The following is a 26,698-nucleotide window of genomic DNA, read 5'->3' on the forward strand; positions in this document are numbered from 1 at the left end:
GTTAACCGTCTGTCGCGAGGTGGCGTATATTACGCTTTCCTCCTTCAGAGTCAACCTCTTTTTCAGAAGTTTTTCTCTGGCGGTTCAGTTTCCTGACCCTCTCAACACCGCATTCCGTAAGCCGTTGTGCCGTGTCGATGGAGGCGCATTATAGGGATCCGATTTAATTGCACAACCCTTTTTTTGGATCTTTTTACTGACTGCCGAGAAAACATTCATATTGATTAGATCACCAACGATCCGGCGCAAAATCCCCTTGCCAGTTGGTCACAATCGCATCAGGCTGCCGGTAAACACAGTAAAGGAGAGCACAATGACTGTAGCGTTACGTCCTTATAAACATCTCTTCCCGCAGTTGGGTCTGCGCGTCATGGTTGATCCCACCAGCGTTGTGGCGGGTGACGTAATCATGGAAGACGATGTCGGTATCTGGCCTCTGGTGGCTATTCGTGGTGATGTGAACCAGGTTCGCATCGGCGCCCGCACCAATATTCAGGATGGTAGCGTGCTGCATGTTACCCATAAGTCTGATGCTAATCCTGCAGGTTTCCCACTGGTGATCGGTGAGGATGTTACTGTCGGACATAAAGCCATGCTGCACGGTTGTACTATTGGCAATCGCGTACTGGTTGGAATGGGGTCAATTGTGCTGGATGGCGTGATTGTTGAGGATGACGTTCTGATTGGTGCCGGGAGCCTGGTTCCTCCCGGTAAGCGGCTGGAAAGTGGTTATCTTTATGTAGGCAGTCCGGTCAAACAGATCCGACCGCTGAATGAAAAAGAAATAGCAGGATTGCTCTACTCTGCCAGCAACTATGTCAGTTGGAAGAACGACTACCTGGCCGGCGACAGCCAGATCCATCCTTCATTATCGACCTGATCGTTACGGATACAGTCTTCCGCCTGATCTTCCAAATCCCAGCGATGGTCACGAAACAGTGCCATCGCATCCCCTTCCCCGAATTGTTGGTGTAAAGCCGTCACACTGATGGCACAGGTTAGCCCCATGCCATTGACCAAAACAGGGAAACAGACAGCCATTAATGTCGTATCCAGCGTTTCACGATCTGGAAACTGGATAGCCTGATTCACGACGACAGCTCCGCTTTCAATGACGCGATCACCGGCGCAATTTCCGGCATGATGCCATGCCATAAATGAAATGCATGCGCGGCTTGCCCCACCAGCATGCCTAATCCATCCGCAAGATGCGATGAACCCTGTTGTTGGCACCAGCGCAGAAAAGCGGTTAATCCGTTCTGATAAAACATGTCATAGCAGTGTAAATCAGCATGGATTAATGATGAGGGTAATGGCGGCACATCGCCATTAATGCCACTCGATGTCGCGTTAATCAGTAAATCAAATTGTTTACCACTCAGCGCATTAAATGAACATGCACTCACCGCCCCATACTGTCCGAACGCCTTTGCCATGCTTTGGGCACTCGCAGCCGTGCGGTTGACTAGCGTAATCGTCGTTCCCAGAGAAAGCAGAGGCAGGATCACGCCACGCGCTGCCCCACCAGCCCCCATCAGTAAGACACGATCGCCTGGTTTGATCATCGATAGACGCTGAAGATCGCTGACTAAACCAATGCCGTCCGTATTGTCGCCAAGAATCTGTCCGTCCGGGCACTTTTTCAACGTGTTAACCGCCCCCGAGGTAGAAGCCCGCTCGGTCAGTTGATCGGCATATTCCCAGGCCTGCTGCTTGAAAGGTAACGTGATATTTGCGCCCGCTCCGCCTTGGGCAAAAAACGTCGTAACAGCCTCGGGGAAACTATCCACAGGCGCTTCAATACGATCATATTGAAGGGTGATCCCCGTTTGTCTGGCAAAAGCCTGATGGATTTGCGGCGACTTACTGTGGCTTATTGGGTGACCAAAAACGGCAAAATGTGTCATCTGCTAACCCTGCCGTATCTGGTTGCCGCTGATGACGTCGCGGATCTCGGAGGGATTTAACCTGCCTCCCGTGTTCCCGTTGAGCACGGGGAACGCAGGACCAAACTGCCGTTTGACTTCATCTACTGTGCGACAGGGCGGCTGCCCTGAAAGATTCGCACTGGTTGACACCAGAGGCTTGCCAAACGCCCGGCACAACGCCTGAACGTCAGGATGATCGCTGACGCGAATAGCCAGAGAATCAAATTGTCCGGTTAACCAACGCGGCGTATGCGGTGCCGCAGGCACGACAAAGGTGACCGGGCCGGGCCAGCAGGCAAACATACGTTCACGCTGCATCGCCGTTAACACGTGATCGGAAACGTAGGGCATGAGCTGACCATAATCGGCCGCTATCAGAATCAATCCTTTTTCCACTGGCCGCCGTTTCAACGCCAACAGCGCCATGACGGCCGATTCATTATCAGGATCGCAGCCCAGGCCGAATACCGCTTCTGTAGGGTAAGCAATGACTGCATGTTGCTTCAGATGGTTCACACAATCCTGGAGTGAGCCGGAAACTGGTTGATTTTGCATGATGATGTCTTACGTCTCTTCAATGATAGCTTTGCCACAACGTTTACTAGCGCAAAAAAGCCGGGTGCCTTGCGCGGTCTTTTTTTCAACTAAAAGTGGAAATTCACAATGCGGACAACGCCCTGCCACGGGTGTCAGGTTGACGGCAAACTGGCAGGCTGGATAGCGATCACAGGAATGAAACGTTTTACCAAAGCGCGATCGCCGCTGTACCAGTTTACCCTGCTGACACTGCGGGCAATCGAGAGTCGTCTCATCAGGTTTATCGATCGTTTCTGTGTAATCACATTCTGGATAATGGCTACAGCCAATGAACATACCAAAACGGCCCTGGCGTAATACTTTATCTGCGCCACATTGCGGGCAGGCGTGACCTTCCAGAACTTTCACAACGTGCCCGTCGGCCTGGTTGCCCAGGGGCCGAATGTAATCGCAGGCAGGGTAGTTTGCACAGCCCAAAAAAGGACCGTGTTTTCCTGAACGTATAACAAGTTCTGCCCCGCAAGCGGGGCAGGGATCCTGTTTACGCACAGTGAAGAGTGCGGTTTTACTCATAACGATAATGCATCAGTGAAATTTAATGCAGCATACCTTCGTTGACGTCGAATAACAGTTCTTCCATTTGTTGGTAGGCATTTTCACATCCAGGGATGTTAAAAAGCACCATCAACACCACCCATTTAAGATCCTCAAGATCGAAATCAAGAGTATCAAGCGCCATGACACGTTCAATGACCATTTCTCGTGTTTCAAGGCTCAATACCTGAATTTGTTCCAGGAAGAGCAGGAAACCGCGGCTTTCGGCATCTAAACGCTTGCTCTCTTCATCTGTATAGATGCGCATGGAGAGCGGATCATTTGCCAGTAAAATTGGTGCGACCAGACCTTCCTGGTAGTCTGCCAATTTTTCTAACCAGTTCAACGCGTTATAAATGTCTTCGCGATGAAAACCGGCATCCGTCAAGTCATCTGTCAATCTGTCCTGATCAACACCCATTTCTGCTTCGTTGTGGATATAGGTCTCAAACAAGTACATGAGTACGTCGAACATGGCATGCCCTCCTCAATCGGACATAGCCGCCGGGTACAGCTGCGATCCATCCTGCTAACTCCAGTTCCAGCAACTGAGCTGTAATAACTGGCACAGGTTGGCCGGCGCGTTCAGCGACAACGTCAACAGGTGTAACCTCATCACCTACGTTAGCCAACAGCTCGGCAAATGGCAATGGAGCATCGTCACTGGCATCAGAATAAATTTCGTCTGATTGTGTAACAGGTAACCAGTTAAGCATAGCGCGTAAATCTTCAATGATGTTATTAGGATGTGCCACCAGCATTGCTCCCTGCTGAATCAACCAGTTTGTTCCCTCACTGCCGCTGTTGCCCAATGCTCCAGGCAAGGCATAAACAGCGCGATTTTGCTCTAATGCGTAACGGGCTGTGACTAATGAACCACTCTTTAATGACGCTTCAATGACTAACACGCCCTGGCTTAATCCGCTGATAATCCGGTTTCTGCGTGGAAACCGGTGTGCCAGAGGAAGTGCATCAAGCGGAAACTCGGATATCACCGCGCCCCCCTGCTCGACAATTTCCTGAGCCAGCGCAACATGTCTCTTGGGATAGAGGTGGGCCAGTCCGCTGCCCAGTACCGCAACGGTTTTCCCCCTCACGTTCAGCGCAGCACGATGTGCAACACCATCAATACCGAGAGCCAGGCCGCTGGTGATGGTGAAGCCACTGAGCGACAACGCCTGTGTGAACCCGTCACACCAGTAACGACCGGAGTGAGAGCACTGGCGGCTGCCCACCACCGCCAGCTGCGATGTACCCAGAATGGAAGGATCGCCCTTTACATACAGCAAAGGAGGAAAACAGCTGATTTCAGTGAGCTGAGCGGGATAAAGCGGATCAAGGGCGGTAATCAAATGATGTAACGGGCTTTGCGACAGCCACTTGTTTACCGTTTTCAGCCAACCCGGGGAGAGATGATGGTAATGGTGGCGCTGTGAAACCTCTAATCCATTCTGGGTCAACACATCGTCAACATCTTTGCCTTCAGACAGTTGCTGTGCCGCCTTTAACCAACGCCTGCCGGTTAAGCCCGGTATAGTGCCCAGCCGCAGTAATTGCTCCCGTTTTCTCATCTTCAAAGCCCTCTGACAAGCATCGCGTCCCTCCGCAGAATGCTGTCAATCGGGTAGTAAAAAGTCTACAATATGAGGAAGTAATCTTTCCCTTTTAGAATTTATATCTGGATATTTATGTCAGTTTTACAGGTATTACATTTCCCTGACGAGCGCCTGCGCAAAATTGCCGCGCCTGTTAAAGAAGTTAACGCGGACGTTCAGCGTATCGTCGATGATATGTTCGAAACCATGTATTCCGAAGAAGGTATCGGCCTTGCCGCGACGCAGGTGGATATTCATCAGCGCATCATTGTGATTGATGTCTCTGAAAACCGCGACGAACGCCTGGTCTTAATCAATCCTGAGCTGCTGGAAAAGAGCGGTGAAACGGGTATCGAAGAAGGTTGCCTGTCTATTCCTGAGCAACGTGCCTTTGTGCCTCGTGCCGAGCGGGTAAAAGTCCGTGCACTGGACCGCGAGGGTAAAAGCTTCGAACTTGAAACCGGTGATCTTCTTGCTATCTGCATCCAGCACGAAATCGACCATCTCGATGGTAAGCTGTTCATCGATTATCTTTCGCCTTTAAAGCGTCAGCGCATTAAAACAAAGTTAGAAAAGCTGGCGCGTCAAAATGCTCAGGCTTCCTGAGATCGGAATAAGGGATAAACGTGTCTGCTCCGCTTAAAATTATCTTTGCTGGCACGCCAGACTTTGCAGCGCGTCATCTTGACGCGCTGCTTGCTTCTGAGCATCAGATTGTCGGCGTCTTCACCCAGCCGGATCGTCCTGCAGGTCGCGGCAATAAGTTGACCGCCAGCCCGGTCAAGTCATTGGCCCAGGCTCACAACATTCCGGTATTTCAACCCCAATCCCTGCGCCCGGCCGAAAACCAACAGTTGGTTGCAGACTTACAGGCTGACGTCATGGTTGTCGTCGCTTATGGGCTCATCCTGCCAAAAACCGTGCTTGAGATGCCCCGTTTGGGTTGTATCAACGTGCACGGTTCCCTGTTACCACGCTGGCGTGGCGCCGCGCCTATTCAGCGCGCACTCTGGGCGGGTGACAGCGAAACCGGCGTGACCATTATGCAGATGGATGTCGGGCTGGATACGGGTGACATGTTGTTAAAACTCGCCTGTCCGATTAGCGCTGAAGACACCAGCGCAACGCTTTACGATAAGCTGGCAGATCTGGGTCCGGCAGGGTTGATGACCACATTATCCCAGTTACGTGACGGTAACGCGCAGGCCGTTCAGCAGGATGAAAGTCTGGCTAACTACGCAGAAAAACTGAGCAAAGAAGAGGCGCGCCTTAACTGGACGTTGCCGGCTGAACAGCTGGAACGCTGCATTCGTGCTTTTAATCCCTGGCCGATAAGCTTCTTTATGGTGAATGACCAGCCGGTGAAAGTCTGGCAAGCCAGCGTCTTACCTCATGTCAACAAGCAGCCGGGAGAGATTATCCAGGCTGACAAACACGGCATTCACATTGCCACTGCCGACGGCGTGCTGAATTTACTTCAGCTTCAACCCGCCGGTAAAAAAACGATGTCAGCACAGGACCTGCTTAACTCGCGTCGCGAATGGTTTGAAACCGGCACGCTTCTGGACTGACCCTCAGGCCCGGCAAAACCGGGCCTTTTGCTTGATGGCACTATCTTATGACTAAATCAACCAATCTTCGTAGCCTGTCTGCTCAACTGATCGAGCGCGTTGTCGATAAAGGCGAATCACTCAATACCGCCTTGCCCGCGGCACAGAAAAAACTCTCAGATAAAGATGCTGCCCTGGTACAAGAGATCTGCTTTGGTGTACTGCGCACGTTACCGCAGCTGGAAGCGCTGATCGGCAAACTGATGGAACGTCCCTTAACGGGTAAGCAGCGTACGCTGCATTTCCTGATTATGGTGGGCTTATATCAGCTACTTTATACACGCGTGCCCGCTCATGCAGCATTAGCGGAGACAGTGGCCGGGGCAGAGGTGCTGAAACGCGCAAACCTGAAAGGATTAATCAATGGCGTCTTGCGCCAGTTCCAGCGTCAGCAGGAAGCCCTTCTTGCCAGTATTCAGGATGGTCCTCAACGTCATCTTCATCCGGGCTGGTTACTGAACCGGCTTCAGCAGGCATGGCCAGAGCAGTGGCAGCAAATTGTTGAGGCAAACAACCAGCGACCACCGATGTGGTTGCGTGTTAATCGCCAATATCATTCACGGGACAGCTGGCTGGCGCGCCTCACCGCAGAGGAGAAGAGTGCTGCTGTCGCCCAAGATGTGCCAGAAGCGCTGCGTCTTACGGCGCCTGCACCGGTTACTCTGCTGCCTGGCTTTGAGCAAGGCTGGTTTACGGTACAGGATCTCTCCGCTCAACGCTGTGCGCTTCTTCTTGAGCCAAAAAACGGTGAGCAGATTCTGGATCTCTGCGCGGCGCCGGGAGGGAAAACGACCCACATTCTGGAGATTGCTCCCCAGGCACAGGTGCTTGCTGTCGATGTTGATGCCCAACGACTGAAACGCGTGAATGAAAATCTGACTCGTCTGGGGATGACCGCCGAGGTAAAACAGGGCGATGGGCGCACGCCGCAGCAGTGGTGCGACCAACGTCAGTTTGACCGCATTTTGCTGGATGCGCCCTGCTCAGCGACCGGTGTTATCCGCCGGCATCCCGACATTAAGTGGTTACGTCGCGATCGCGACATTGCCGAGCTGGCCGCATTACAACGTGAAATTCTGGATGCGACCTGGCCGCTGCTCAAACCCGGCGGTACGATGATCTATGCAACCTGCTCTGTCTTACCGGACGAGAACCAACGGCAAATCAGCGAGTTCATCGAGCGTCACGCTGATGCGGAAGCGGTCTCATTGTCCGGCGCGCCCCTGAACGGTTGGCAGGTCTTTCCCGAGGCAGAAGGCGGAGATGGTTTTTTCTACGCTAAGCTGGTGAAACGCACGGGTCCACTCTGAAAAGGCATTGATAAGCGATGAAAATCATAATTCTTGGTGCTGGTCAGGTCGGCGGCACACTGGCAGAAAACCTGGTTGGTGAAAATAACGATATTACCGTTGTGGATACAGACTCAACGCGGTTACGCCAACTGCAGGACAAATTTGATTTACGTGTCGTGCAGGGCCATGGTTCTCACCCACGTATTCTCCGTGAGGCCGGTGCGGAGGATGCCGATATGCTGGTTGCCGTGACCAGCTCGGATGAAACCAATATGATTGCCTGCCAAATCGCTTATTCGCTTTTCAACACGCCAAATCGCATCGCCCGTATCCGTGCGGCGGACTATCTGCGCGACGCCGATAAACTGTTTATTCCTGAAGCCGTGCCCATCGATCATTTGATTTCGCCTGAGCAACTGGTCATCGACAACATATATCGTCTGATTCAGTATCCTGGTGCACTGCAGGTCGTTAACTTTGCCGAAGGTAAGGTCAGTCTTGCCGTTGTCAAAGCCTATTATGGCGGTCCGCTCGTAGGCAATCCGCTGTCGATCCTGCGGGACCATATGCCACATATTGATACGCGCGTGGCGGCAATCTTCCGTCAGGATCGCCCTATCCGTCCACAGGGATCCACCATTATTGAAGCAGGGGATGAGGTCTTTTTCATTGCCGCAAGCCAGCATATTCGTGCAGTCATGAGTGAAATGCAGCGGCTGGAAAAACCCTATAAACGCATCATGTTGGTGGGCGGCGGAAATATTGGTTTTGGCCTGGCGCAGCGGCTTGAGAAAAATTACAGCGTCAAACTCATTGAGCGTAATCCTCAGCGTGCTGCCGAGCTGGCAGAACAGTTACATGATACAGTGGTGTTCTATGGTGATGCGTCCGATCAGGAGCTGCTGGCGGAAGAGCACATCGAGCAGGTCGACTTATTCATTGCCGTCACCAACGATGACGAAGCGAATATTATGTCGGCCATGCTGGCTAAAAAAATGGGTGCCAAGAAAGTCATGGTGCTGATACAACGACGGGCTTACGTCGATCTGGTCCAGGGCAGCGTAATTGATATTGCCATTTCGCCACAGCAGGCCACGATTTCAGCCCTGTTAGGGCACGTGCGCAAAGCGGACATTGTAGGCGTTTCGTCTTTACGCCGCGGTATTGCCGAAGCCATTGAAGCCATTGCGCACGGTGATGAAACCACCTCACGCGTGGTGGGACGGTCAATTGATGATATCAAGCTTCCACCAGGCACATTGATTGGTGCGGTGGTTCGCGGCGATGATGTGATGATAGCGAATGACAACCTGCGTATTGAACAGGGCGACCACGTCGTCATGTTTTTAACCGATAAGAAATTTGTACCGGACGTCGAACGCCTGTTTCAGCCAAGTCCGTTCTTCCTGTAAAAAATTCAGGGCTGTGTCTGACATCATTTAGCAAATTGTTCGCAGCAATGGCAAATATGGCAAGCTTTGTTAAACTTTATGGCATTGGCTAAGGCAAGGAGAGAAGTATGAGTTTATTCAAAGAGTTTCGTGATTTTGCGATGCGCGGCAATGTGGTTGATCTGGCCGTCGGTGTCATCATTGGTGCGGCATTTGGTAAAATTGTTTCATCATTGGTGGCGAACATCATTATGCCACCTTTGGGTTTGCTGATTGGCGGCGTTGATTTCAAATCGTTTAGTTGGGTGCTTAAACCCGCCGTAGGTAATGCGCCCGCTGTCGTCATGGAATATGGTGTTTTCCTGCAAACCGTATTTGATTTCATCATTGTTGCTTTTGCTATCTTCATGGCAATCAAGTTGATGAACAAACTGTATAAAAAGAAAGAAGTGGAAAAACCGGCCCCCAAACCTTCAAACGAAGAACTGCTTCTGACCGAAATTCGCGACTTACTTAAACAACAAAACACGAAAATTTAAACGACGAAGCCGCTTCAACGCGGCTTTTTTGTGCCCAAAAAGCAGAAGGCCAGTGATAAACGGCTTGCTTATCACTGGCCTCCCAGTCTTTTCCTTTTCCATGTTTTGCTTTACGTTTGAAACTGCCCTTCCCTTTTTGTTTCTGTTCGACCCGCTGTCTGAAGAGAGGATCGTGTAACAATGCCTGTAAGGCGTTATCCTGTATTTGCCCTTTCGTATGGCGATAACTGGACATAATTTCTCCGTGTTGTTGATAGAAATAAGGCTGTTAAAGATGCAGCAGCCACTATTATACGCGGATGCTGACGACATAAAACATGCTAATCTGGCGAAATTTTGTGCTTAATTGCGCGGCCATATTCGCCATTCAGAAAATCTGTGCTCATACCGGCCTGACGAAGTTTAACCTTCAGCAGCAGCAGCCGTTGTGTCTGAATCAGTCGCTCAGGATCGTCAGGATCTAAATGGTGTAACAGATCGCTGACCTGCAGCGCTTCGCGCCGGAGTTCGAGTTCCGGGGGCAGGAAGCCTGCATTTTTTAACAGTCGAAATCCTGCACGCAGCTCAGGTGGAACCTGACTGTCGTCTTCAAGTTGCAGCGGCGCACCTTCGCCCGGCAGGTTACTCAGCTCGCCTTTCTCCTGCGCCGCTTTGATATGCTGTTCAACAAGCTGATCAATTAACCACATTGTTCGCCTCCTTCATAACATGACAAGCGTAGCAGACGCGGAACTGCAGACAATAAAAAACCCGCCGAAGCGGGTTTTTCACGTTGCAACAGATTACTCTGCCGCAGCTTCTGCTTGAGCTTCTGGACGATCAACCAGCTCGATGTATGCCATCGGAGCGTTGTCACCAGCGCGGAAGCCACACTTCAGAATGCGAGTGTAACCACCTGCACGGCTCGCGAAACGCGGGCCTAACTCATTAAACAGTTTTGCCACGATCTCGTTATCACGAGTGCGGGCGAATGCCAGACGACGATTAGCTACGCTGTCGGTCTTGGCAAGAGTAATCAGCGGCTCAACTACGCGGCGCAACTCTTTGGCTTTCGGCAGAGTCGTCTTAATGATCTCATGACGAACCAGAGAGCCAGCCATGTTGCGGAACATAGCCTGACGATGGCTGCTGTTGCGGTTCAGTTGACGACCACTCTTACGATGGCGCATGACCTTATCCTTCTCAGTGAAACCTTAACCTGTGATCGGGTTATTCATCAGCAATGCTTGCCGGTGGCCAGTTTTCCAGGCGCATGCCCAGAGACAGACCACGTGAGGCCAGCACATCTTTAATCTCGGTAAGAGATTTTTTACCAAGGTTAGGCGTTTTAAGCAGCTCAACCTCAGTACGCTGTACCAGATCACCGATGTAGTGGATAGCTTCTGCCTTAAGGCAGTTAGCAGAGCGGACAGTCAATTCCAGATCGTCAACAGGGCGCAGCAGGATCGGATCGAATTCTGGTTTCTCTTCTTTCACTTCCGGCTGACGTACATCACGTAAGTCAACGAAAGCTTCCAGTTGTTCTGCCAGGATGGTTGCCGCACGACGAATCGCCTCTTCAGGATCGATTGTGCCGTTGGTTTCCATTTCGATGACCAGCTTGTCCAGGTCGGTGCGCTGCTCTACACGCGCTGCTTCAACATTGTAGGCGATACGGTCTACAGGGCTGTAGCAAGCGTCAACTAACAGACGGCCGATTGGGCGCTCATCTTCTTCCGAATGAATTCGGGCAGAAGCCGGCACATAACCACGACCACGCTGAACTTTGATACGCATGCTAATAGATGCATTTTCATCGGTCAGATGGCAGATCACATGCTGCGGCTTGACGATTTCGACATCACCATCATGGGTAATGTCGGCTGCAGTCACAGGGCCAATGCCAGATTTATTCAAGGTAAGAATAACTTCATCTTTGCCCTGAACTCTTACCGCCAAACCTTTAAGGTTGAGCAGGATTTCCAGGATATCTTCCTGTACACCCTCTTTGGTGCTGTACTCATGCAGTACACCATCAATTTCAACCTCGGTCACCGCGCAACCCGGCATTGATGAAAGCAGAATACGGCGCAGCGCGTTACCAAGAGTATGGCCAAAGCCACGCTCTAAAGGCTCAAGGGTCACCTTGGCGTGCGTCGAACTCACTTGCTCGATATCTACCAGGCGCGGTTTTAGAAACTCTGTCACAGAACCCTGCATTGTGTCCTCTCTTTGGTACTAAGCTTTACTTGGAGTAAAGCTCGACGATCAGGTGTTCGTTAATGTCCGCAGACAGATCGGTACGTTCAGGAATACGTTTGAACACACCTTCCATCTTAGCTGCATCAACTTCCAGCCAGGTTGGCTTTTCACGCTGCTCAGCCAGCTCCAGAGCGGCCTTCACGCGAGATTGCTTTTTGGCTTTCTCACGGATGCTAACGACATCATTCGGAGATACCTGATAAGAAGCGATGTTAACAACGCGACCATTTACCAGAACAGACTTATGGCTCACCAGCTGACGTGCTTCCGCACGCGTGGCACCAAAGCCCATACGATAAACGACGTTGTCCAGACGGCCTTCCAGCAGAGCCAACAGGTTTTCACCGGTGTTGCCTTTCAGACGTGCTGCTTCTTTGTAATAGTTACGGAACTGACGCTCAAGAACACCGTACATACGACGAACTTTTTGCTTTTCACGTAACTGGCCGCCGTAGTCAGACAGACGTGGCTTACGCGCACCGTGCTGACCAGGAGCTTGTTCAATTTTACACTTGGAATCAATCGCGCGAACGCCAGACTTAAGGAATAAGTCAGTGCCCTCACGACGGCTCAGCTTGAGCTTAGGACCCAAATATCTTGCCATTTTCTTTCTCCAACTATCCTAAAAAACGGGGCGTTATACGCGACGTTTTTTCGGCGGACGACAACCGTTATGAGGGATCGGAGTCACATCAGTAATATTCGTGATGCGGAAACCAGCGGCGTTCAGTGCACGAATTGTTGATTCGCGACCCGGACCCGGACCCTTAACCATAACTTCCAGGTTCTTAATACCGTAATCTTTTACCGCTTCTGCACAGCGCTCTGCAGCGACCTGAGCAGCAAACGGAGTGGATTTACGTGAACCGCGGAAACCGGAACCACCGGCGGTTGCCCAACCCAGTGCGTTACCCTGACGATCAGTAATGGTAACGATTGTGTTGTTAAAAGAAGCATGGACATGAGCCACGCCATCTGAGACTTGTTTTCTTACACGCTTACGTGCACGAACTGGTGCCTTTGCCATTATTTACTCACCCCGATTATTTCTTGATCGGTTTACGCGGACCCTTACGGGTACGTGCGTTGGTCTTGGTGCGCTGACCGCGAACCGGAAGACCACGACGATGGCGCAAACCACGGTAGCAACCAAGGTCCATAAGACGCTTGATGCTCAGGGTGATTTCACGGCGCAGATCACCTTCTACAACGAATTTAGCAACTGCATCACGCAGCTGATCAATTTGTTCTTCAGACAGCTCACTGATCTTAACATTTTCAGCAATGCCCGTTGAAGCGCAGATGGCTTTCGAACGAGTCTTACCAATACCGAAAATCGAGGTTAAAGCGATAACGGTATGTTTCTGATCAGGAATGTTAATGCCTGCTATACGGGCCACTATGCACTCCTACTATTTAATATGTACGTACCATGCCGAAAAGCCCGTTTTCAGGATACTCAAATGGAAACGTACAGACATACAAAAGATTGGCTGGCTAATCTAGCCAGCTCAACCCGACTTTGCAAGAAAAATATGTGAAAATCAGCCTTGGCGCTGTTTATGCTTTGGCTCGGCGCTGCAGATCACACGAACGACACCGTCGCGGCGAATGATTTTGCAGTTACGACATAATTTCTTGACGGAAGCACGAACTTTCATTTTTACTCTCCGTAACTTCTCAACCACCTGAATTAACGGCCGTAGCCCTTCAGGTTAGCTTTCTTCAATGCAGACTCGTACTGACTTGACATCATCAGAGTTTGCACTTGAGCCATAAAGTCCATGATGACGACCACTACGATGAGCAGTGATGTACCGCCAAAGTAGAAAGGAACTTTCATCGCATCACGCATGAACTCCGGGATAAGGCAGATAAAGGTAATGTAGAGGGCACCGATTAAGGTTAACCGCGTCATTACTTTATCAATATACTTCGCCGTTTGCTCTCCCGGACGAATTCCCGGTACGAATGCACCAGACTTCTTCAGGTTATCTGCTGTTTCACGCGGGTTGAAAACCAACGCCGTGTAGAAGAAACAGAAGAAGATGATAGCAGTCGCATAGAGTAGCACATAAAGCGGCTGTCCTGGCTGCAAATACATCGAAATTGTTGTCAGCCAGTTCCAACCGGTACCGCCCCCGAACCACGATGCAATCGTTGCCGGGAACAGAATAATGCTGGAAGCGAAGATTGCCGGGATAACCCCTGCCATATTCACTTTCAACGGTAAATGTGTGCTCTGTGCAGCGTATACACGGCGACCTTGTTGACGTTTGGCATAGTTCACCACAATGCGGCGTTGACCACGCTCAACGAAAATAACAAAGAAGGTCACTGCAAATACGAGAACTGCAACCAACAGCAACAGAAGGAAGTGCAGGTCACCTTGCCGCGCTTGCTCGATGGTATGGCCAATGGCCGGCGGAAGACCCGCAACAATACCTGCGAAGATAATGATTGAAATACCGTTACCGATACCACGCTCAGTTATCTGTTCGCCCAGCCACATCAGGAACATTGTCCCGGTAACCAGACTCACAACAGCGGTAAAATAGAATGCAAAGCCTGGATTCATTACCAGGCCTTGCATACCAGGCATATTCGGTAAACCGGTAGCAATACCGATTGACTGGAATATGGCCAATACCAACGTACCGTAACGGGTGTACTGGCTAATCTTACGACGGCCAGCCTCCCCTTCTTTCTTAATTTCAGCTAACGCGGGATGAACCACCGTTAACAGCTGGATAATAATCGATGCCGAAATATACGGCATGATACCCAGAGCAAAGATAGAAGCACGGCTGAGAGCACCACCAGAGAACATGTTAAACATTTCAATGATGGTGCCACGCTGTTGCTCAAGCAGTTTGGCAAGTACAGTGGCATCAATACCAGGGATCGGAATAAAAGAGCCAATACGGAAGACAATCAGTGCACCGATTACAAACAGCAGTCTGCGTTTCAGTTCACCAAAGCCACCTTTGGCACTTTGAAAATCTAATCCCGGTTGTTTAGCCATCTGCTACTTATTCCTCGATTTTACCGCCAGCAGCTTCGATTGCAGCACGAGCACCTTTGGTGACACGCAGGCCGCGAACCGTTACCGGTGCAGAAACTTCACCAGAAAGAATTACTTTAACGAATTCAATCTGAACACCGACAATGTTGGCTGCTTTCAGCGCGTTCAGGTCGACGATACCGCCTTCAACTTTCGCCAGATCAGACAGACGAATCTCTGTGGTGATCATTGCTTTGCGAGAGGTGAAACCGAACTTCGGCAGACGACGGTACAGAGGCATCTGACCACCTTCGAAACCGCGACGTACGCCACCGCCAGAACGAGAGTTCTGACCTTTGTGACCACGACCACCGGTTTTTCCGAGGCCAGAACCGATACCACGACCCAGACGCTTGGTAGCGTGCTTAGACCCTTCGGCCGGAGACAGAGTATTTAAACGCATCTCTTACTCCTCCACTTTAACCATGTAGGAAACCGCGTTGACCATACCGCGTACAGCTGGCGTATCTTCACGCTCTACGGTATGACCAATACGACGCAGACCCAGGCCAACCAGAGTGGCTTTATGCTTAGGCAAGCGGCCGATTGAACTACGGGTTTGGGTGATTTTAATAGTGTTAGCCATCGTGATTACCCCAGAATTTCTTCAACGGATTTACCACGCTTAGCAGCGACCATTTCCGGAGACTTCATATTGCCCAGACCGTCAATAGTTGCACGAACCACGTTAATCGGGTTGGTGGAACCATAGGCTTTTGCCAGAACGTTATGTACTCCAGCGACTTCCAGAACGGCGCGCATTGCACCACCGGCGATGATACCGGTACCTTCTGAAGCCGGCTGCATGAACACACGGGACCCAGTGTGCGCACCTTTAACAGGGTGCTGCAGGGTGCCGTTGATCAGCGCGACATTAACCATATTGCGACGGGCTTTCTCCATCGCTTTCTGGATCGCTGCTGGAACTTCACGCGCTTTACCGTAACCAAAACCAACGCGGCCGTTACCATCACCCACTACAGTCAGTGCGGTGAAGGAGAAAATACGACCACCTTTTACAGTTTTAGATACACGGTTTACCGCGATCAGTTTTTCCTGCAGTTCGCCAGCTTGTTTCTCGATGTGTGCCATCTTAGACCTCTACCTTAGAACTGAAGGCCAGCTTCACGGGCAGCATCTGCCAGTGCCTGGACGCGACCATGATATTGGAAACCGGAACGGTCGAAAGAAACACCAGTGATGCCTTTTTCGATTGCGCGTTCTGCAATAGCTTTACCTACAGCAGCTGCGGCTTCTTTATTACCGGTAAACTTCAGTTGTTCAGTGATAGCTTTTTCTACAGTAGAAGCAGCAACCAGAACTTCGGAACCGTTCGGGGCGATTACCTGTGCGTAAATGTGACGCGGGGTACGATGTACCACCAGGCGAGTAGCACCCAGCTCTTTGAGCTTGCGACGTGCACGGGTCGCACGACGGATACGAGCAGATTTCTTATCCATAGTGTTACCTTACTTCTTCTTAGCCTCTTTGGTACGCACGACTTCGTCGGCGTAACGGACACCCTTGCCTTTATAAGGCTCAGGACGACGGTAGGCGCGCAAGTCAGCTGCAACCTGGCCGATCACCTGCTTATCAGCGCCTTTCAGCACGATTTCAGTCTGAGTCGGACACTCTGCAGTGATACCCGCGGGCAGCTGGTGATCAACTGGATGAGAAAAGCCCAGAGACAGGTTAACTACGTTGCCTTTTACGGCAGCACGATAACCAACACCAACCAGCTGCAGCTTCTTAGTGAAGCCTTCGGTAACACCGATAACCATTGCGTTCAGCAGCGCGCGAGAAGTACCCGCCTGCGCCCAGCCGTCAACGAAACCTTCGCGCGGAGCGAAAGTGAGAGCGTTGTCAGCATGCTTAACTTCAACAGCATCATTGATAGTACGAGTCAGCTCGCCGTTTTTACCTTTAATCGAAATTACCTGACCGTTGAGTTTTACCTCTACGCCGGCAGGAATAACGACAGGTGCTTTAGCAACACGAGACATTTTATTCCTCCGATTACGCTACGTAGCAGATAATTTCGCCACCAAGACCAGCCTGGCGCGCTGCACGATCAGTCATGACACCTTTCGATGTAGAAATGACAGCGATACCCATACCAGCCATTACCTTTGGCAGCTCATCTTTTTTCTTATAGATGCGCAGGCCGGGACGGCTTACTCGCTGAATGCTTTCTACAACAGCTTTACCCTGGAAATACTTAAGAGTCAGTTCCAGTTCCAGCTTGATGTCGCCTTCGATTTTAAAATCTTCAATAAAGCCTTCTTCCTTCAGCACGTTGGCAATTGCCAATTTCAGCTTGGAGGAGGGCATGGTGACCGCAACTTTGTTCGCGGCCTGACCGTTACGGATACGGGTCAGCATATCCGCGATCGGATCTTGCATGCTCATCTGTGTTACTCCCGTGATTCAATTGGTGACAATTACCAGCTAGCCTTTTTCAGACCCGGGATTTCACCGCGCATTGCGGCTTCACGGACCTTGATACGGCTCAACCCAAACTTCCGCAGGAAACCGTGCGGACGACCTGTTTGACGGCAGCGGTTACGCTGACGTGAAGGGCTGGAATCACGCGGCAGACTCTGCAGCTTGAGAACGGCATCCCAACGGTCTTCGTCGGAAGCGTTCACATCAGAAATGATCGCTTTCAGTTCAGCGCGTTTTGCGAAGAATTTGTCTGCTAATTTCACACGCTTAACTTCGCGTGCTTTCATAGATTGCTTAGCCATTAAGTAACCCTACCTTACTTACGGAACGGGAAGTCAAAGGCAGCCAGCAGAGCACGGCCTTCATCATCAGATTTCGCAGTAGTGGTAATGGTAATATCCAAACCACGAACGCGATCGACTTTGTCGTAGTCGATTTCTGGGAAGATGATCTGCTCACGTACACCCATGCTGTAGTTGCCACGACCATCGAATGACTTAGCGGACAAGCCACGGAAGTCACGGATACGCGGTACAGCAATGGTGATCAGACGCTCAAAGAACTCCCACATGCGTTCGCCACGCAGAGTTACTTTACAGCCGATCGGATAGCCCTGACGGATTTTGAAGCCTGCAACTGATTTGCGTGCTTTGGTGATCAACGGTTTTTGACCGGAGATTGCTGCCAGGTCAGCTGCTGCGTTATCCAGCAGTTTCTTGTCAGCGATCGCTTCACCAACACCCATGTTCAGGGTGATCTTCTCGACCCGAGGGACTTGCATGACAGAATTGTAGCCGAACTCACTCATGAGTTTCTGGACTACCTCGTCTTTGTAGTAATCATGCAGTTTCGCCATCGTACTACTCCAAATTACTTGATAGTTTCGCTATTAGACTTGAAGAAACGGACTTTTTTGCCGTCTTCGAATCTAAAGCCTACACGGTCAGCCTTACCGGTTGCCGCATTGAAGAGAGCAACGTTAGAAACCTGAATAGCAGCTTCTTTTTCAACGATGCCGCCTGGTTGGTTCAGAGCCGGAACAGGCTTCTGATGTTTCTTAACCAGGTTGATACCTTCAACGATGACCTTGCCAGAAGACAGGACGTTCTTAACTTTACCGCGCTTACCTTTATCTTTACCGGTTAACACGATAACTTCGTCGTTACGACGGATTTTAGCTGCCATTGTTCGCTCCTTAGAGTACTTCTGGTGCCAGAGAGATAATTTTCATGAACTTTTCAGTACGAAGTTCACGAGTTACCGGCCCAAAAATACGCGTACCGATAGGCTGCTCACTGTTATTGTTTAAAATAACGCATGCATTACCATCGAAGCGAATGACAGAACCGTCCGGGCGACGAACACCCTTCCTGGTGCGCACCACTACCGCCTTCAGGACATCACCTTTTTTAACTTTACCACGTGGAATTGCTTCCTTGATGGTAACTTTAATGATGTCGCCGACGCCTGCGTAGCGACGGTGCGAGCCACCCAGAACCTTGATACACATTACGCGACGTGCACCGGAGTTGTCGGCGACGTTCAGCATAGTCTGTTCTTGGATCATTTCAGTGCTCCGCTAATGTCAACTACTACTTCGGGACCTAGACCTCAGGTCGATTGAAAGCCCCATAATTGAGGGCGCGGCATTATAACACCGGTTCTCGCAGATGGGTAGAAAAAATGAACGGCTCTTGCGAGCCGTTCATTCGATTTTTAAAGAGGGCAGATTCTATTACAGAATTGCTTTCTCTACAACGCGAACCAGAGTCCAGGACTTAGTCTTGGACAGTGGACGGCATTCGCGGATTTCTACCACGTCACCGATTCCACATTCGTTGTTCTCGTCATGGATGTGCAGCTTAGTCGTACGCTTAATGAATTTTCCATAGATTGGATGCTTCACGAAACGCTCGATAGCAACAACCGCAGATTTCTGCATTTTGTCACTAACGACACGACCCTGCAGAGTACGGATTTTATCGGTCATTACGAACCCGCCTTCTCAGTCAGTAAAGTCTTAACGCGCGCAACATCACGGCGAACCTGCTTCAGCAGATGAGACTGCTGCAGTTGGCCAGATGCTGCCTGCATGCGCAGGTTAAATTGCTCACGCAGCAGATTAAGCAGCTCAGTGTTCAGCTCTTCAACGCTTTTTTCACGCAGCTCTGTTGCTTTCATTACATCACCGTCTTAGTTACAAAGGTGGTTTTGATAGGCAGTTTTGCTGCTGCCAGCTTGAATGCTTCACGGGCCAGCTCTTCTGGTACGCCGTCCATTTCATACAGGACTTTACCAGGCTGGATCAGGGCAACCCAATACTCGACGTTACCCTTACCTTTACCCATACGCACTTCCAGCGGCTTCTCGGTGATCGGTTTGTCCGGGAATACACGGATCCAGATCTTACCTTGACGCTTAACTGCACGGGTCATAGCACGACGTGCTGCTTCGATCTGACGGGCAGTCAGACGACCACGGCCAACAGCTTTCAGACCGAAAGTCCCGAAGCTAACATCCGTACCCTGCGCCAGACCACGGTTGCGGCCTTTGTGCACTTTACGGAATTTTGTACGCTTTGGTTGTAACATAGCGACTCTCCTTACTTACGGCCTTTACGCTGCTGCTTTTTAGGTTGAGCAGCCGGTTCCGGTTGTTCAACAGCAGCCATACCACCCAGGATCTCGCCTTTGAAGATCCATACCTTAACGCCGATTACACCATAAGTGGTGTGCGCTTCAGAGGTGTTGTAGTCAATGTCAGCACGCAGAGTGTGCAACGGCACGCGACCTTCACGATACCATTCGGTACGTGCGATCTCGGCGCCGCCCAGACGGCCGCTAACTTCAACTTTAATACCCTTCGCGCCCAGACGCATGGCGTTCTGAACCGCACGCTTCATAGCACGACGGAACATCACGCGACGCTCCAGCTGTGAAGTGATGCTGTCAGCAACCAGTTTAGCGTCCAGTTCCGGTTTACGGACTTCGGCGATATTGATCTGTGCAGGTACGCCAGCGATTTTCGCCACGACCGTGCGCAGTTTTTCTACGTCTTCACCTTTCTTACCGATCACGATGCCAGGACGAGCGGTGTGAATGGTCACACGGATGCTCTTAGCCGGACGCTCGATAACGATACGAGATACAGACGCCTTAGCCAGTTCCTTAGTCAGGTACTGACGTACTTTAAAGTCGCTGTCCAGGTTGTCAGCGAATTCTTTGGTGTTCGCAAACCAGGTAGAGTTCCATGGTTTTACAATACCCAGGCGAATACCATTAGGATGTACTTTCTGACCCATTGCTAGTCTCCAGAGTCTCAGCGATCGGACACAACCACAGTAATGTGGCTGGTGCGCTTCAGGATGCGATCTGCACGACCTTTTGCACGCGGCATAATGCGCTTCATGCTTGGGCCTTCGTCGACGAAAATTTTCGCGACTTTCAGATCGTCGATATCAGCGCCATCGTTGTGTTCAGCGTTAGCAATGGCAGATTCCAGAACTTTCTTGACCAGTACAGCCGCTTTCTTGTTGGTGTAGGTCAAAATGTCCAGTGCCTGCGACACTTTCTTACCGCGGATCAGGTCAGCAACAAGGCGAACCTTCTGAGCAGAAGAACGAGCGTGGCGATGTTGAGCTAAAGTTTCCATCTCTTCCTCCTACTTATTTCTTCTTGGCTTTTTTATCAGCCGCGTGACCGCGATAAGTACGTGTCGGCGCGAATTCACCCAGTTTGTGACCAACCATTTCGTCGGAAACAAAGACAGGAACGTGCTGACGACCATTATGGACAGCGATGGTCAAACCGATCATGTTAGGAAAGATCGTTGAACGACGGGACCAAGTGCGCAAAGGCTTCTTGTCACCGCTTTCCACCGCTTTCTCTACCTTCTTCAGCAAGTGCAGGTCAATAAAAGGACCTTTCTTGAGAGAACGTGGCATGGCTTATCCTCTAATATTATTTGCTACGGCGACGTACGATAAACTTATCGGTACGCTTGTTGCTACGGGTCTTCTTACCTTTGGTCTGAACGCCCCACGGGGTTACCGGGTGCTTACCAAAGTTACGACCTTCACCACCACCGTGCGGGTGATCTACTGGGTTCATCGCGGTACCACGAACGGTCGGACGAACACCACGCCAACGGGTTGCACCGGCTTTACCCAGAACGCGCAGCATATGCTCAGCGTTACCGACTTCGCCCAGTGTTGCGCGGCAGTCAGCTTCGACTTTACGCATTTCACCTGAACGCAGACGCAGGGTAACGTAGGAACCTTCACGCGCAACGATCTGCACGTAAGCACCGGCTGAGCGAGCAATCTGACCGCCTTTGCCTGGTTTCATTTCTACGTTGTGAACGGTAGAACCCACCGGGATGTTACGCATCGGCAGTGTGTTACCTGCTTTGATCGCAGCATCAACGCCAGACTGAATCTGGTCGCCGGCTTTCAGGCCTTTAGGGGCCAGGATGTAACGGCGTTCGCCGTCTTTGTACAGAACCAGTGCGATGTTCGCAGAGCGGTTCGGATCGTACTCAAGACGTTCAACGGTTGCCGGGATACCATCTTTGTTGCGTTTGAAATCAACCAGACGGTAAGCCTGCTTATGACCACCACCGATGTGACGGGTAGTGATGCGACCGTTGTTGTTGCGGCCACCGGATTTGCTGTTTTTTTCCAGCAATGGAGCAAACGGCTTGCCCTTGTGCAACTCTGGGTTCACCACTTTAACGACGTGGCGACGACCCGGAGATGTCGGTTTACATTTAACAACTGCCATTGTCTTTCTCCTCCGACTTACTCAGCGCCGCCGACGAAGTCCAGATTCTGGCCTTCCTTCAGGGTGACGTAAGCTTTTTTCCAGTCGCTACGACGACCGATACGCTGTCCGTGACGCTTAACCTTACCTTTAACAACCAGGGTGTTTACGTCTTTAACTTCTACTTCGAACAGCTTCTCAACAGCAGCAACGATCTCTGCTTTAGTCGCGTCTTTAGCTACTTTGAGTACGATGGTGTTGGTTTTTTCCATCGCGCTAGATGCCTTTTCAGATACGTGCGGCGCGCGCAGTACTTTCAGCAGACGTTCTTCACGGATCATGCCAGCATCTCCTCAACTTGCTTAACTGCATCAGCAGTCATAACGACTTTGTCGAAGGCGATCAGGCTAACTGGATCGATACCCGCTGCATCACGCACGTCAACCTTGTACAGGTTACGCGCAGCCAGGAACAGATTCTCATCCAGTTCACCGGTGATGATCAGCACGTCTTCCAGCGCCATGTCTTTCAGCTTCTGCGCCAGCAACTTAGTTTTCGGTGCTTCAACAGAGAACTGCTCGACGACGATCAGACGATCTTGACGTACCAGTTCGGACAGGATGCTTTTCAGCGCGCCGCGGTACATCTTTTTATTAACTTTTTGACTGTGGTCTTGTGGCTTCGCAGCAAAGGTCACGCCACCTGAACGCCAGATCGGGCTCTTTACAGAACCTGAACGCGCACGGCCGGTGCCTTTCTGACGCCAAGGCTTTTTGCCTGAACCGGTTACTTCAGCGCGAGTTTTCTGCGCGCGAGTACCCTGGCGGGCGCCTGATGCGTAAGCAACAACAACCTGGTGAACCAGCGCTTCGTTGAAATCACGACCGAAGGTAGTTTCGGAAACAGTCAGCGCGCTCTGCGCGTCTTTCAATACTAATTCCATTGCTATCCCCTTACGCCTTCACAGCTGGTTTAACGATCAGGTCGCTACCGGTAGCACCGGGAACTGCACCTTTAACCAGCAGCAGGTTGCGCTCAGCGTCAACACGTACTACGTCCAGGCTCTGAACAGTTACGCGCTCATTACCCAGCTGACCTGCCATTTTCTTGCCTTTGAACACTTTGCCCGGAGTCTGGTTCTGACCGATAGAACCCGGAACGCGGTGAGACAAGGAGTTACCGTGGGTAGCGTCCTGGGTACGGAAGTTCCAGCGCTTAACGGTACCTGCGAAACCTTTACCTTTAGAGGTGCCAGTTACGTCTACTTTTTTAACGTCAGCGAAAATTTCAACGCTGATGCTCTGACCTACGGCATACTCATCACCTTCAACGGTGCGGAATTCCCACAGGCCACGGCCAGCTTCTACGCCAGCTTTAGCAAAATGACCAGCTTCAGGTTTGGTCACACGGTTTGCTTTTTTAGCACCGGTGGTAACCTGAATTGCCTGGTAACCATCGTTTTCCAGGCCTTTGACCTGAGTAACGCGGTTCGCTTCAACTTCGATTACGGTTACTGGGATAGAAACGCCATCTTCAGTGAAGATGCGGGTCATACCCACTTTTTTACCGACTAAACCAATCATTGTTTCAACCTCTCAATCGCTCGATGACCTGATTAACCCAGGCTGATCTGCACGTCAACACCGGCAGCCAGGTCCAGACGCATCAGAGCATCAACGGTTTTCTCAGTTGGCTCAACGATGTCTACCAGACGCTTGTGAGTGCGAATTTCGTACTGATCACGCGCGTCTTTGTTAACGTGCGGGGAGATCAGAACGGTAAAGCGCTCTTTGCGGGTTGGCAGCGGGATCGGACCACGGACCTGCGCACCAGTGCGCTTGGCAGTCTCGACGATTTCCGCGGTTGATTGATCGATCAGACGATGATCAAACGCTTTAAGACGGATACGGATTCTTTGGTTCGACATGAGACCAAGGCTCCAAACATTTTATAGACGAAAAAAATTACTACTCGAACCCATTACGATTGATGGGAGAGTGTAATCGTTCAGCATATAACTCCACAGTTGGGAGTATTGTCAGACGGCCCAACATTCTGCCGTCTGCGATTCAGCTCGAATCGCGCCTACCAATATCGGTAGGCCCGCGCATTATACGTATATTTGCTCAGGAAGCAACCCATGTCAGGAATTTGCCGGTGAAAAGTGGAAACTGATGTGCTGGCACAGCCCGCACAAAATGATGAATAAGAGATGTAAAGCCGCAATTTCTCTGTGAGGGGCGCTCCACTCTGCTTATCTTGCCCGCGACGTCAGATGGGCCTTCCGCCAGGCTGAGGAGACATGTCAGTTCATTTGAGGCAATGCGGTGCTTATCATCCTGTTGACTGTTACGGCGCTTGGCGCCGCCCTGGGTAGCACTCTTGCCCTGGCCTGCCAACGTTACTCGCCCACGGTGTCACCGTCCGACTGGTTCCGCGCGCTGTGGACGCCACCTTCGCGATGCATGCTTTGCCGGGCCCCCATCCTGTGGCGCGATAAAATCCCCTTAATCAGCTGGCTGTGTCTTCAGGGGCGCTGTCGTGCCTGTCGACAGGCTATCGGCGTGCTGCCCCTGCTGTTTGAGCTGACGGGCGCCCTGCTTTGCCTGATGCTGGTGATCGTGTTTAACGCGTGCCCCCTCACCGCAGCATTTATTCTGGTGGCGTCCTGCCTGCTTCTGTTACTTGCGGTTATCGACCAGCGCCACTTCCTGCTGCCGGATGTGCTGACGGGCGCTTTACTCTGGCTGGGACTGTCGCGCTTCTTTTTCGCTGCGCCGCTCTCCCTCACCTCGGCAGTCGGTGGAGCCGTCGCAGGTTACGGTTCACTCTGGCTACTGGCCTGGCTGTATCGCCAGATAAAGCATCAAGAGGGATTGGGTAACGGCGATATCAAACTCTTTGCCGCACTGGGCATATGGTGTGGTTGGCAGGCTCTGCCGTGGATTGCCTTGATAGCCAGTGTGTCAGCCCTGCTTGCCTTTGCGGTCAGGGCTATTATCCACAAGCGCTTGTATATGAACAGCCCGCTTCCTTTTGGCCCTTTTCTGGCCGCCGCGGGCTGGGGAATGATCGTCCTGCAAAGCCTTATTCGTCTCTGATTTGCGCCTGAAGATAGTTTTGAATGCCCATTTTTTTGATCAGATCGAGTTCGGTCTCGATCCAGTCGATGTGGTGCTCTTCGTCCGCAAGGATTTCGATCATCATATCCCGACTGACGTAGTCATGAATTTTGTCGGCATACGCGATCGCTTCGCGCAGATCTTTTGCGCCTTCAAGTTCAAGGTTAAGATCGGACTGCAGCATCTCTTCCACATCCTCTCCGACCCTGAGTCGTCCCAGATCCTGCAGATTTGGAATGCCTTCAAGAAACAGAATGCGTTCAATGTATTTGTCCGCATGCTTCATTTCATCAATGGATTCGTGGTACTCAACGTCATTAAGACGCATCAGCCCCCAGTTTTTGAACATCCGTGCGTGGAGAAAATACTGATTGATCGCAACCAGTTCATTCCCTAACAGTTTATTGAGATGACTTATGATTTTCGCATCGCCCTTCATTTCACGTCCTCCGCTCATGTTTATTTGAGCGTAGATGCGGTTAAAAAGAAGTCAAAAAAACGCGATGAAAACTGTGGGTATTATCATGTCCCAGGAAAGAAAGCGCTCAGGCGATCTCTTTATACTGCGGAACCTGCTGCATCTCTTCATCCATGATTTCACGGGCGACACGAATGCACTTACCGCATTGCTTACCCACGGGTACGATTTGGCGAAGCTGCTGAATAGATTTCGGCTGGTAGCGGCGCACGACTTCACGGAGGATCTTATCACTAATGGCATTGCACAGACAGACGTACATTTCTTCATCACTCAGTCTATTTCGTGCTCACAGTGTAAATGCGAATCGTTTTTATTTCAAACCTACCCTTTGTAGGGAAAACGTTCAGGTAGCCTGTTTAAGCCCAAAAAAAAAGAGAGCACCTAAGTGCCCTCTTCTGTCTTGCTGTGACCGCTTACGCGGCCACATCAGATATCACAATTAAGCGATAACTTTAGCAACAACGCCCGCGCCAACGGTACGGCCACCTTCGCGGATTGCGAAGCGCAGACCTTCGTCCATTGCGATTGGGTGAATCAGGGTAACAACCATTTTGATGTTGTCGCCTGGCATAACCATTTCAACGCCTTCTGGCAGCTCTACTGAACCGGTCACGTCTGTGGTACGGAAGTAGAACTGTGGACGGTAGCCCTTGAAGAACGGAGTATGGCGGCCACCTTCGTCTTTAGACAGAACGTAAACTTCTGACTCGAACTTGGTGTGTGGCTTGATTGAGCCTGGCTTCGCCAGAACCTGACCACGCTGGATGTCTTCACGCTTGATACCGCGCAGCAGAACACCACAGTTTTCGCCTGCCTGACCCTGGTCCAGCAGTTTGCGGAACATTTCAACACCGGTACAGGTTGATTTCGCGGTATCTTTGATACCAACGATTTCAACTTCGTCGCCGACTTTAACGATACCGCGCTCTACACGACCGGTTACAACAGTACCACGGCCAGAGATTGAGAATACGTCTTCGATTGGCAGCAGGAATGGCATATCGATTGCACGTACTGGATCCGGGATGTAGTTATCCAGGTGACCAGCCAGCTCAACGATCTTCTCTTCCCACTCTGGGTTGCCTTCCAGCGCTTTCAG

At 51.1% G+C, this 26,698-nt stretch carries 46 protein-coding genes; 7 read left to right on the forward strand and 39 right to left on the reverse strand.

All coding sequences use genetic code 11. The features are described 5' to 3' along the window. The first annotated feature begins 313 nt into the window (after nt 1–313). The gene (locus tag QLG08_RS00725) at nt 314–880 is read left to right on the forward strand and encodes a gamma carbonic anhydrase family protein (RefSeq protein ID WP_014604879.1); all 567 of its coding nucleotides are present in this window, start codon (nt 314–316) and stop codon (nt 878–880) included. Here the strand turns inward: QLG08_RS00725 and QLG08_RS00730 are convergent. Genes QLG08_RS00730 through dprA form a run of 6 tightly spaced genes read right to left on the reverse strand, consistent with a single transcriptional unit; the run spans nt 835 to nt 4,630 of the window. Continuing rightward, nucleotides 835–1,092 (reverse strand): DUF1488 domain-containing protein, encoded by a 258-nt coding sequence (locus QLG08_RS00730; RefSeq protein WP_014604878.1) that lies wholly within the window; start codon nt 1,090–1,092, stop codon nt 835–837. The two genes, QLG08_RS00725 and QLG08_RS00730, sit on opposite strands and share 46 nt — an antisense overlap. Next, entirely contained in the window at nt 1,089–1,907 is an 819-nt protein-coding gene (gene aroE, locus QLG08_RS00735; RefSeq protein ID WP_013027448.1) for a shikimate dehydrogenase, read from the reverse strand. The genes QLG08_RS00730 and aroE overlap by 4 nt, the downstream gene beginning before the upstream one ends. Nucleotides 1,908–1,910: 3 nt before the next feature. Beyond that, on the reverse strand, nt 1,911–2,483 hold the full coding sequence (tsaC, locus tag QLG08_RS00740) for an L-threonylcarbamoyladenylate synthase type 1 TsaC (RefSeq protein ID WP_014594749.1): 573 nt from the start codon (nt 2,481–2,483) through the stop codon (nt 1,911–1,913). Between the two features lie 9 nt (nt 2,484–2,492). Then, the gene (locus QLG08_RS00745; RefSeq protein WP_013027450.1) at nt 2,493–3,038 is read right to left on the reverse strand and encodes a type I DNA topoisomerase; all 546 of its coding nucleotides are present in this window, start codon (nt 3,036–3,038) and stop codon (nt 2,493–2,495) included. A gap of 22 nt (nt 3,039–3,060) precedes the next feature. Further along, nucleotides 3,061–3,534, reverse strand: a complete 474-nt coding sequence (gene smg, locus QLG08_RS00750; protein ID WP_013027451.1) for a DUF494 family protein Smg — start codon at nt 3,532–3,534, stop codon at nt 3,061–3,063. Next, nucleotides 3,506–4,630, reverse strand: coding sequence for a DNA-protecting protein DprA (gene dprA, locus QLG08_RS00755; protein ID WP_174260985.1), 1,125 nt, complete (start codon nt 4,628–4,630; stop codon nt 3,506–3,508). The genes smg and dprA overlap by 29 nt, the downstream gene beginning before the upstream one ends. A gap of 117 nt (nt 4,631–4,747) precedes the next feature. Here dprA and def point away from each other — a divergent pair, with 117 nt between their 5' ends. The 5 genes from def to mscL all read left to right on the forward strand — a co-directional run bounded on the left by def (nt 4,748) and on the right by mscL (nt 9,486). Further along, the gene (def, locus tag QLG08_RS00760; RefSeq protein WP_013027453.1) at nt 4,748–5,260 is read left to right on the forward strand and encodes a peptide deformylase; all 513 of its coding nucleotides are present in this window, start codon (nt 4,748–4,750) and stop codon (nt 5,258–5,260) included. 20 nt (nt 5,261–5,280) lie between these two features. Then, nucleotides 5,281–6,225, forward strand: coding sequence for a methionyl-tRNA formyltransferase (gene fmt, locus QLG08_RS00765; RefSeq protein ID WP_014604876.1), 945 nt, complete (start codon nt 5,281–5,283; stop codon nt 6,223–6,225). 47 nt (nt 6,226–6,272) lie between these two features. Beyond that, complete coding sequence (gene rsmB / locus QLG08_RS00770) at nt 6,273–7,574, forward strand: 16S rRNA (cytosine(967)-C(5))-methyltransferase RsmB (protein WP_282472768.1); 1,302 nt, start codon at nt 6,273–6,275, stop codon at nt 7,572–7,574. A 17-nt stretch (nt 7,575–7,591) separates the two neighbouring features. After that, a complete protein-coding gene (gene trkA / locus QLG08_RS00775) occupies nt 7,592–8,968 on the forward strand; it encodes a Trk system potassium transporter TrkA (RefSeq protein ID WP_013027456.1) in 1,377 nt (458 codons plus the stop codon). 107 nt (nt 8,969–9,075) lie between these two features. Further along, nucleotides 9,076–9,486, forward strand: coding sequence for a large-conductance mechanosensitive channel protein MscL (mscL, locus tag QLG08_RS00780; protein WP_013027457.1), 411 nt, complete (start codon nt 9,076–9,078; stop codon nt 9,484–9,486). On the opposite strand, the gene QLG08_RS00785 is transcribed toward mscL, so the two are convergent. The 30 genes from QLG08_RS00785 to rpsJ all read right to left on the reverse strand — a co-directional run bounded on the left by QLG08_RS00785 (nt 9,461) and on the right by rpsJ (nt 23,923). Continuing rightward, nucleotides 9,461–9,721 carry a ribosome alternative rescue factor ArfA gene (locus QLG08_RS00785; RefSeq protein ID WP_013027458.1) on the reverse strand — a complete coding sequence of 87 codons (261 nt, stop codon included), beginning with the start codon at nt 9,719–9,721 and terminating at the stop codon, nt 9,461–9,463. The two genes, mscL and QLG08_RS00785, sit on opposite strands and share 26 nt — an antisense overlap. Nucleotides 9,722–9,806: 85 nt before the next feature. Continuing rightward, the gene (locus tag QLG08_RS00790) at nt 9,807–10,175 is read right to left on the reverse strand and encodes a DnaJ family domain-containing protein (RefSeq protein WP_014594754.1); all 369 of its coding nucleotides are present in this window, start codon (nt 10,173–10,175) and stop codon (nt 9,807–9,809) included. A 93-nt stretch (nt 10,176–10,268) separates the two neighbouring features. After that, a complete protein-coding gene (gene rplQ, locus QLG08_RS00795) occupies nt 10,269–10,655 on the reverse strand; it encodes a 50S ribosomal protein L17 (protein ID WP_003850180.1) in 387 nt (128 codons plus the stop codon). A gap of 40 nt (nt 10,656–10,695) precedes the next feature. Beyond that, nucleotides 10,696–11,685 carry a DNA-directed RNA polymerase subunit alpha gene (rpoA, locus tag QLG08_RS00800; protein WP_007891688.1) on the reverse strand — a complete coding sequence of 330 codons (990 nt, stop codon included), beginning with the start codon at nt 11,683–11,685 and terminating at the stop codon, nt 10,696–10,698. Between the two features lie 25 nt (nt 11,686–11,710). Next, the gene (rpsD, locus tag QLG08_RS00805; RefSeq protein WP_013027460.1) at nt 11,711–12,331 is read right to left on the reverse strand and encodes a 30S ribosomal protein S4; all 621 of its coding nucleotides are present in this window, start codon (nt 12,329–12,331) and stop codon (nt 11,711–11,713) included. A gap of 33 nt (nt 12,332–12,364) precedes the next feature. Then, nucleotides 12,365–12,754, reverse strand: coding sequence for a 30S ribosomal protein S11 (rpsK, locus tag QLG08_RS00810; RefSeq protein ID WP_004160563.1), 390 nt, complete (start codon nt 12,752–12,754; stop codon nt 12,365–12,367). A 16-nt stretch (nt 12,755–12,770) separates the two neighbouring features. Next, the gene (rpsM, locus tag QLG08_RS00815) at nt 12,771–13,127 is read right to left on the reverse strand and encodes a 30S ribosomal protein S13 (RefSeq protein WP_003850176.1); all 357 of its coding nucleotides are present in this window, start codon (nt 13,125–13,127) and stop codon (nt 12,771–12,773) included. Nucleotides 13,128–13,271: 144 nt separating this feature from the next. Continuing rightward, nucleotides 13,272–13,388, reverse strand: a complete 117-nt coding sequence (gene rpmJ / locus QLG08_RS00820) for a 50S ribosomal protein L36 (protein ID WP_004160566.1) — start codon at nt 13,386–13,388, stop codon at nt 13,272–13,274. Between the two features lie 32 nt (nt 13,389–13,420). Continuing rightward, nucleotides 13,421–14,752 (reverse strand): preprotein translocase subunit SecY, encoded by a 1,332-nt coding sequence (secY, locus tag QLG08_RS00825; RefSeq protein WP_013027461.1) that lies wholly within the window; start codon nt 14,750–14,752, stop codon nt 13,421–13,423. A gap of 7 nt (nt 14,753–14,759) precedes the next feature. Then, nucleotides 14,760–15,194 carry a 50S ribosomal protein L15 gene (gene rplO / locus QLG08_RS00830; protein ID WP_009087579.1) on the reverse strand — a complete coding sequence of 145 codons (435 nt, stop codon included), beginning with the start codon at nt 15,192–15,194 and terminating at the stop codon, nt 14,760–14,762. Between the two features lie 3 nt (nt 15,195–15,197). After that, nucleotides 15,198–15,377, reverse strand: a complete 180-nt coding sequence (gene rpmD, locus QLG08_RS00835) for a 50S ribosomal protein L30 (RefSeq protein WP_013027462.1) — start codon at nt 15,375–15,377, stop codon at nt 15,198–15,200. A 5-nt stretch (nt 15,378–15,382) separates the two neighbouring features. Then, complete coding sequence (rpsE, locus tag QLG08_RS00840) at nt 15,383–15,883, reverse strand: 30S ribosomal protein S5 (RefSeq protein ID WP_006120595.1); 501 nt, start codon at nt 15,881–15,883, stop codon at nt 15,383–15,385. 14 nt (nt 15,884–15,897) lie between these two features. Next, nucleotides 15,898–16,251: a 50S ribosomal protein L18 gene (rplR, locus tag QLG08_RS00845; RefSeq protein ID WP_013027463.1), complete on the reverse strand. Its 354-nt coding sequence runs from the start codon at nt 16,249–16,251 to the stop codon at nt 15,898–15,900. Nucleotides 16,252–16,260: 9 nt separating this feature from the next. Then, a complete protein-coding gene (gene rplF / locus QLG08_RS00850) occupies nt 16,261–16,794 on the reverse strand; it encodes a 50S ribosomal protein L6 (protein ID WP_013027464.1) in 534 nt (177 codons plus the stop codon). Between the two features lie 13 nt (nt 16,795–16,807). After that, a complete protein-coding gene (rpsH, locus tag QLG08_RS00855; protein WP_013027465.1) occupies nt 16,808–17,200 on the reverse strand; it encodes a 30S ribosomal protein S8 in 393 nt (130 codons plus the stop codon). A gap of 32 nt (nt 17,201–17,232) precedes the next feature. Further along, nucleotides 17,233–17,538, reverse strand: coding sequence for a 30S ribosomal protein S14 (rpsN, locus tag QLG08_RS00860; protein ID WP_006120592.1), 306 nt, complete (start codon nt 17,536–17,538; stop codon nt 17,233–17,235). Between the two features lie 14 nt (nt 17,539–17,552). Continuing rightward, complete coding sequence (gene rplE / locus QLG08_RS00865; RefSeq protein ID WP_006120591.1) at nt 17,553–18,092, reverse strand: 50S ribosomal protein L5; 540 nt, start codon at nt 18,090–18,092, stop codon at nt 17,553–17,555. 14 nt (nt 18,093–18,106) lie between these two features. Next, a complete protein-coding gene (rplX, locus tag QLG08_RS00870; RefSeq protein ID WP_003850150.1) occupies nt 18,107–18,421 on the reverse strand; it encodes a 50S ribosomal protein L24 in 315 nt (104 codons plus the stop codon). A 10-nt stretch (nt 18,422–18,431) separates the two neighbouring features. Beyond that, nucleotides 18,432–18,803, reverse strand: a complete 372-nt coding sequence (gene rplN / locus QLG08_RS00875) for a 50S ribosomal protein L14 (RefSeq protein ID WP_006120590.1) — start codon at nt 18,801–18,803, stop codon at nt 18,432–18,434. A 168-nt stretch (nt 18,804–18,971) separates the two neighbouring features. Continuing rightward, on the reverse strand, nt 18,972–19,226 hold the full coding sequence (gene rpsQ / locus QLG08_RS00880) for a 30S ribosomal protein S17 (RefSeq protein ID WP_006120589.1): 255 nt from the start codon (nt 19,224–19,226) through the stop codon (nt 18,972–18,974). Beyond that, nucleotides 19,226–19,417: a 50S ribosomal protein L29 gene (gene rpmC, locus QLG08_RS00885; protein WP_006120588.1), complete on the reverse strand. Its 192-nt coding sequence runs from the start codon at nt 19,415–19,417 to the stop codon at nt 19,226–19,228. Before rpmC ends, rpsQ begins: the two co-directional genes overlap by 1 nt. Beyond that, on the reverse strand, nt 19,417–19,827 hold the full coding sequence (rplP, locus tag QLG08_RS00890) for a 50S ribosomal protein L16 (protein ID WP_002438716.1): 411 nt from the start codon (nt 19,825–19,827) through the stop codon (nt 19,417–19,419). Before rplP ends, rpmC begins: the two co-directional genes overlap by 1 nt. A gap of 11 nt (nt 19,828–19,838) precedes the next feature. Beyond that, nucleotides 19,839–20,537: a 30S ribosomal protein S3 gene (gene rpsC / locus QLG08_RS00895; protein WP_006120587.1), complete on the reverse strand. Its 699-nt coding sequence runs from the start codon at nt 20,535–20,537 to the stop codon at nt 19,839–19,841. 17 nt (nt 20,538–20,554) lie between these two features. Further along, on the reverse strand, nt 20,555–20,887 hold the full coding sequence (gene rplV, locus QLG08_RS00900; protein WP_002919773.1) for a 50S ribosomal protein L22: 333 nt from the start codon (nt 20,885–20,887) through the stop codon (nt 20,555–20,557). Between the two features lie 13 nt (nt 20,888–20,900). Further along, entirely contained in the window at nt 20,901–21,179 is a 279-nt protein-coding gene (gene rpsS / locus QLG08_RS00905; protein ID WP_001138115.1) for a 30S ribosomal protein S19, read from the reverse strand. Between the two features lie 16 nt (nt 21,180–21,195). Next, a complete protein-coding gene (gene rplB / locus QLG08_RS00910) occupies nt 21,196–22,017 on the reverse strand; it encodes a 50S ribosomal protein L2 (protein WP_006120586.1) in 822 nt (273 codons plus the stop codon). Between the two features lie 17 nt (nt 22,018–22,034). Continuing rightward, nucleotides 22,035–22,337: a 50S ribosomal protein L23 gene (rplW, locus tag QLG08_RS00915; RefSeq protein WP_006120585.1), complete on the reverse strand. Its 303-nt coding sequence runs from the start codon at nt 22,335–22,337 to the stop codon at nt 22,035–22,037. Then, complete coding sequence (gene rplD, locus QLG08_RS00920) at nt 22,334–22,939, reverse strand: 50S ribosomal protein L4 (protein ID WP_006120584.1); 606 nt, start codon at nt 22,937–22,939, stop codon at nt 22,334–22,336. The genes rplW and rplD overlap by 4 nt, the downstream gene beginning before the upstream one ends. A 10-nt stretch (nt 22,940–22,949) precedes the next feature. Continuing rightward, a complete protein-coding gene (rplC, locus tag QLG08_RS00925) occupies nt 22,950–23,579 on the reverse strand; it encodes a 50S ribosomal protein L3 (protein WP_013027467.1) in 630 nt (209 codons plus the stop codon). Nucleotides 23,580–23,611: 32 nt separating this feature from the next. Next, nucleotides 23,612–23,923, reverse strand: a complete 312-nt coding sequence (rpsJ, locus tag QLG08_RS00930; RefSeq protein WP_006120582.1) for a 30S ribosomal protein S10 — start codon at nt 23,921–23,923, stop codon at nt 23,612–23,614. Between the two features lie 400 nt (nt 23,924–24,323). On the opposite strand from rpsJ, the gene QLG08_RS00935 reads away from it, so the two are divergent. Beyond that, nucleotides 24,324–25,097, forward strand: a complete 774-nt coding sequence (locus tag QLG08_RS00935) for an A24 family peptidase (RefSeq protein ID WP_210508037.1) — start codon at nt 24,324–24,326, stop codon at nt 25,095–25,097. Here the strand turns inward: QLG08_RS00935 and bfr are convergent. The 3 genes from bfr to QLG08_RS00950 all read right to left on the reverse strand — a co-directional run. Next, a complete protein-coding gene (bfr, locus tag QLG08_RS00940; protein WP_014604871.1) occupies nt 25,084–25,557 on the reverse strand; it encodes a bacterioferritin in 474 nt (157 codons plus the stop codon). The genes QLG08_RS00935 and bfr overlap by 14 nt on opposite strands. A 106-nt stretch (nt 25,558–25,663) precedes the next feature. Then, complete coding sequence (bfd, locus tag QLG08_RS00945; RefSeq protein ID WP_174260982.1) at nt 25,664–25,858, reverse strand: bacterioferritin-associated ferredoxin; 195 nt, start codon at nt 25,856–25,858, stop codon at nt 25,664–25,666. Between the two features lie 180 nt (nt 25,859–26,038). Next, nucleotides 26,039–26,698 (reverse strand): EF-Tu/IF-2/RF-3 family GTPase (locus tag QLG08_RS00950; RefSeq protein WP_282472769.1); only part of this gene is annotated, 660 nt, incomplete at its 5' end.

Origin of the sequence: Pantoea sp. V106_11, assembly GCF_029967885.1 — a bacterium.
GTDB lineage: Bacteria > Pseudomonadota > Gammaproteobacteria > Enterobacterales > Enterobacteriaceae > Pantoea > Pantoea ananatis.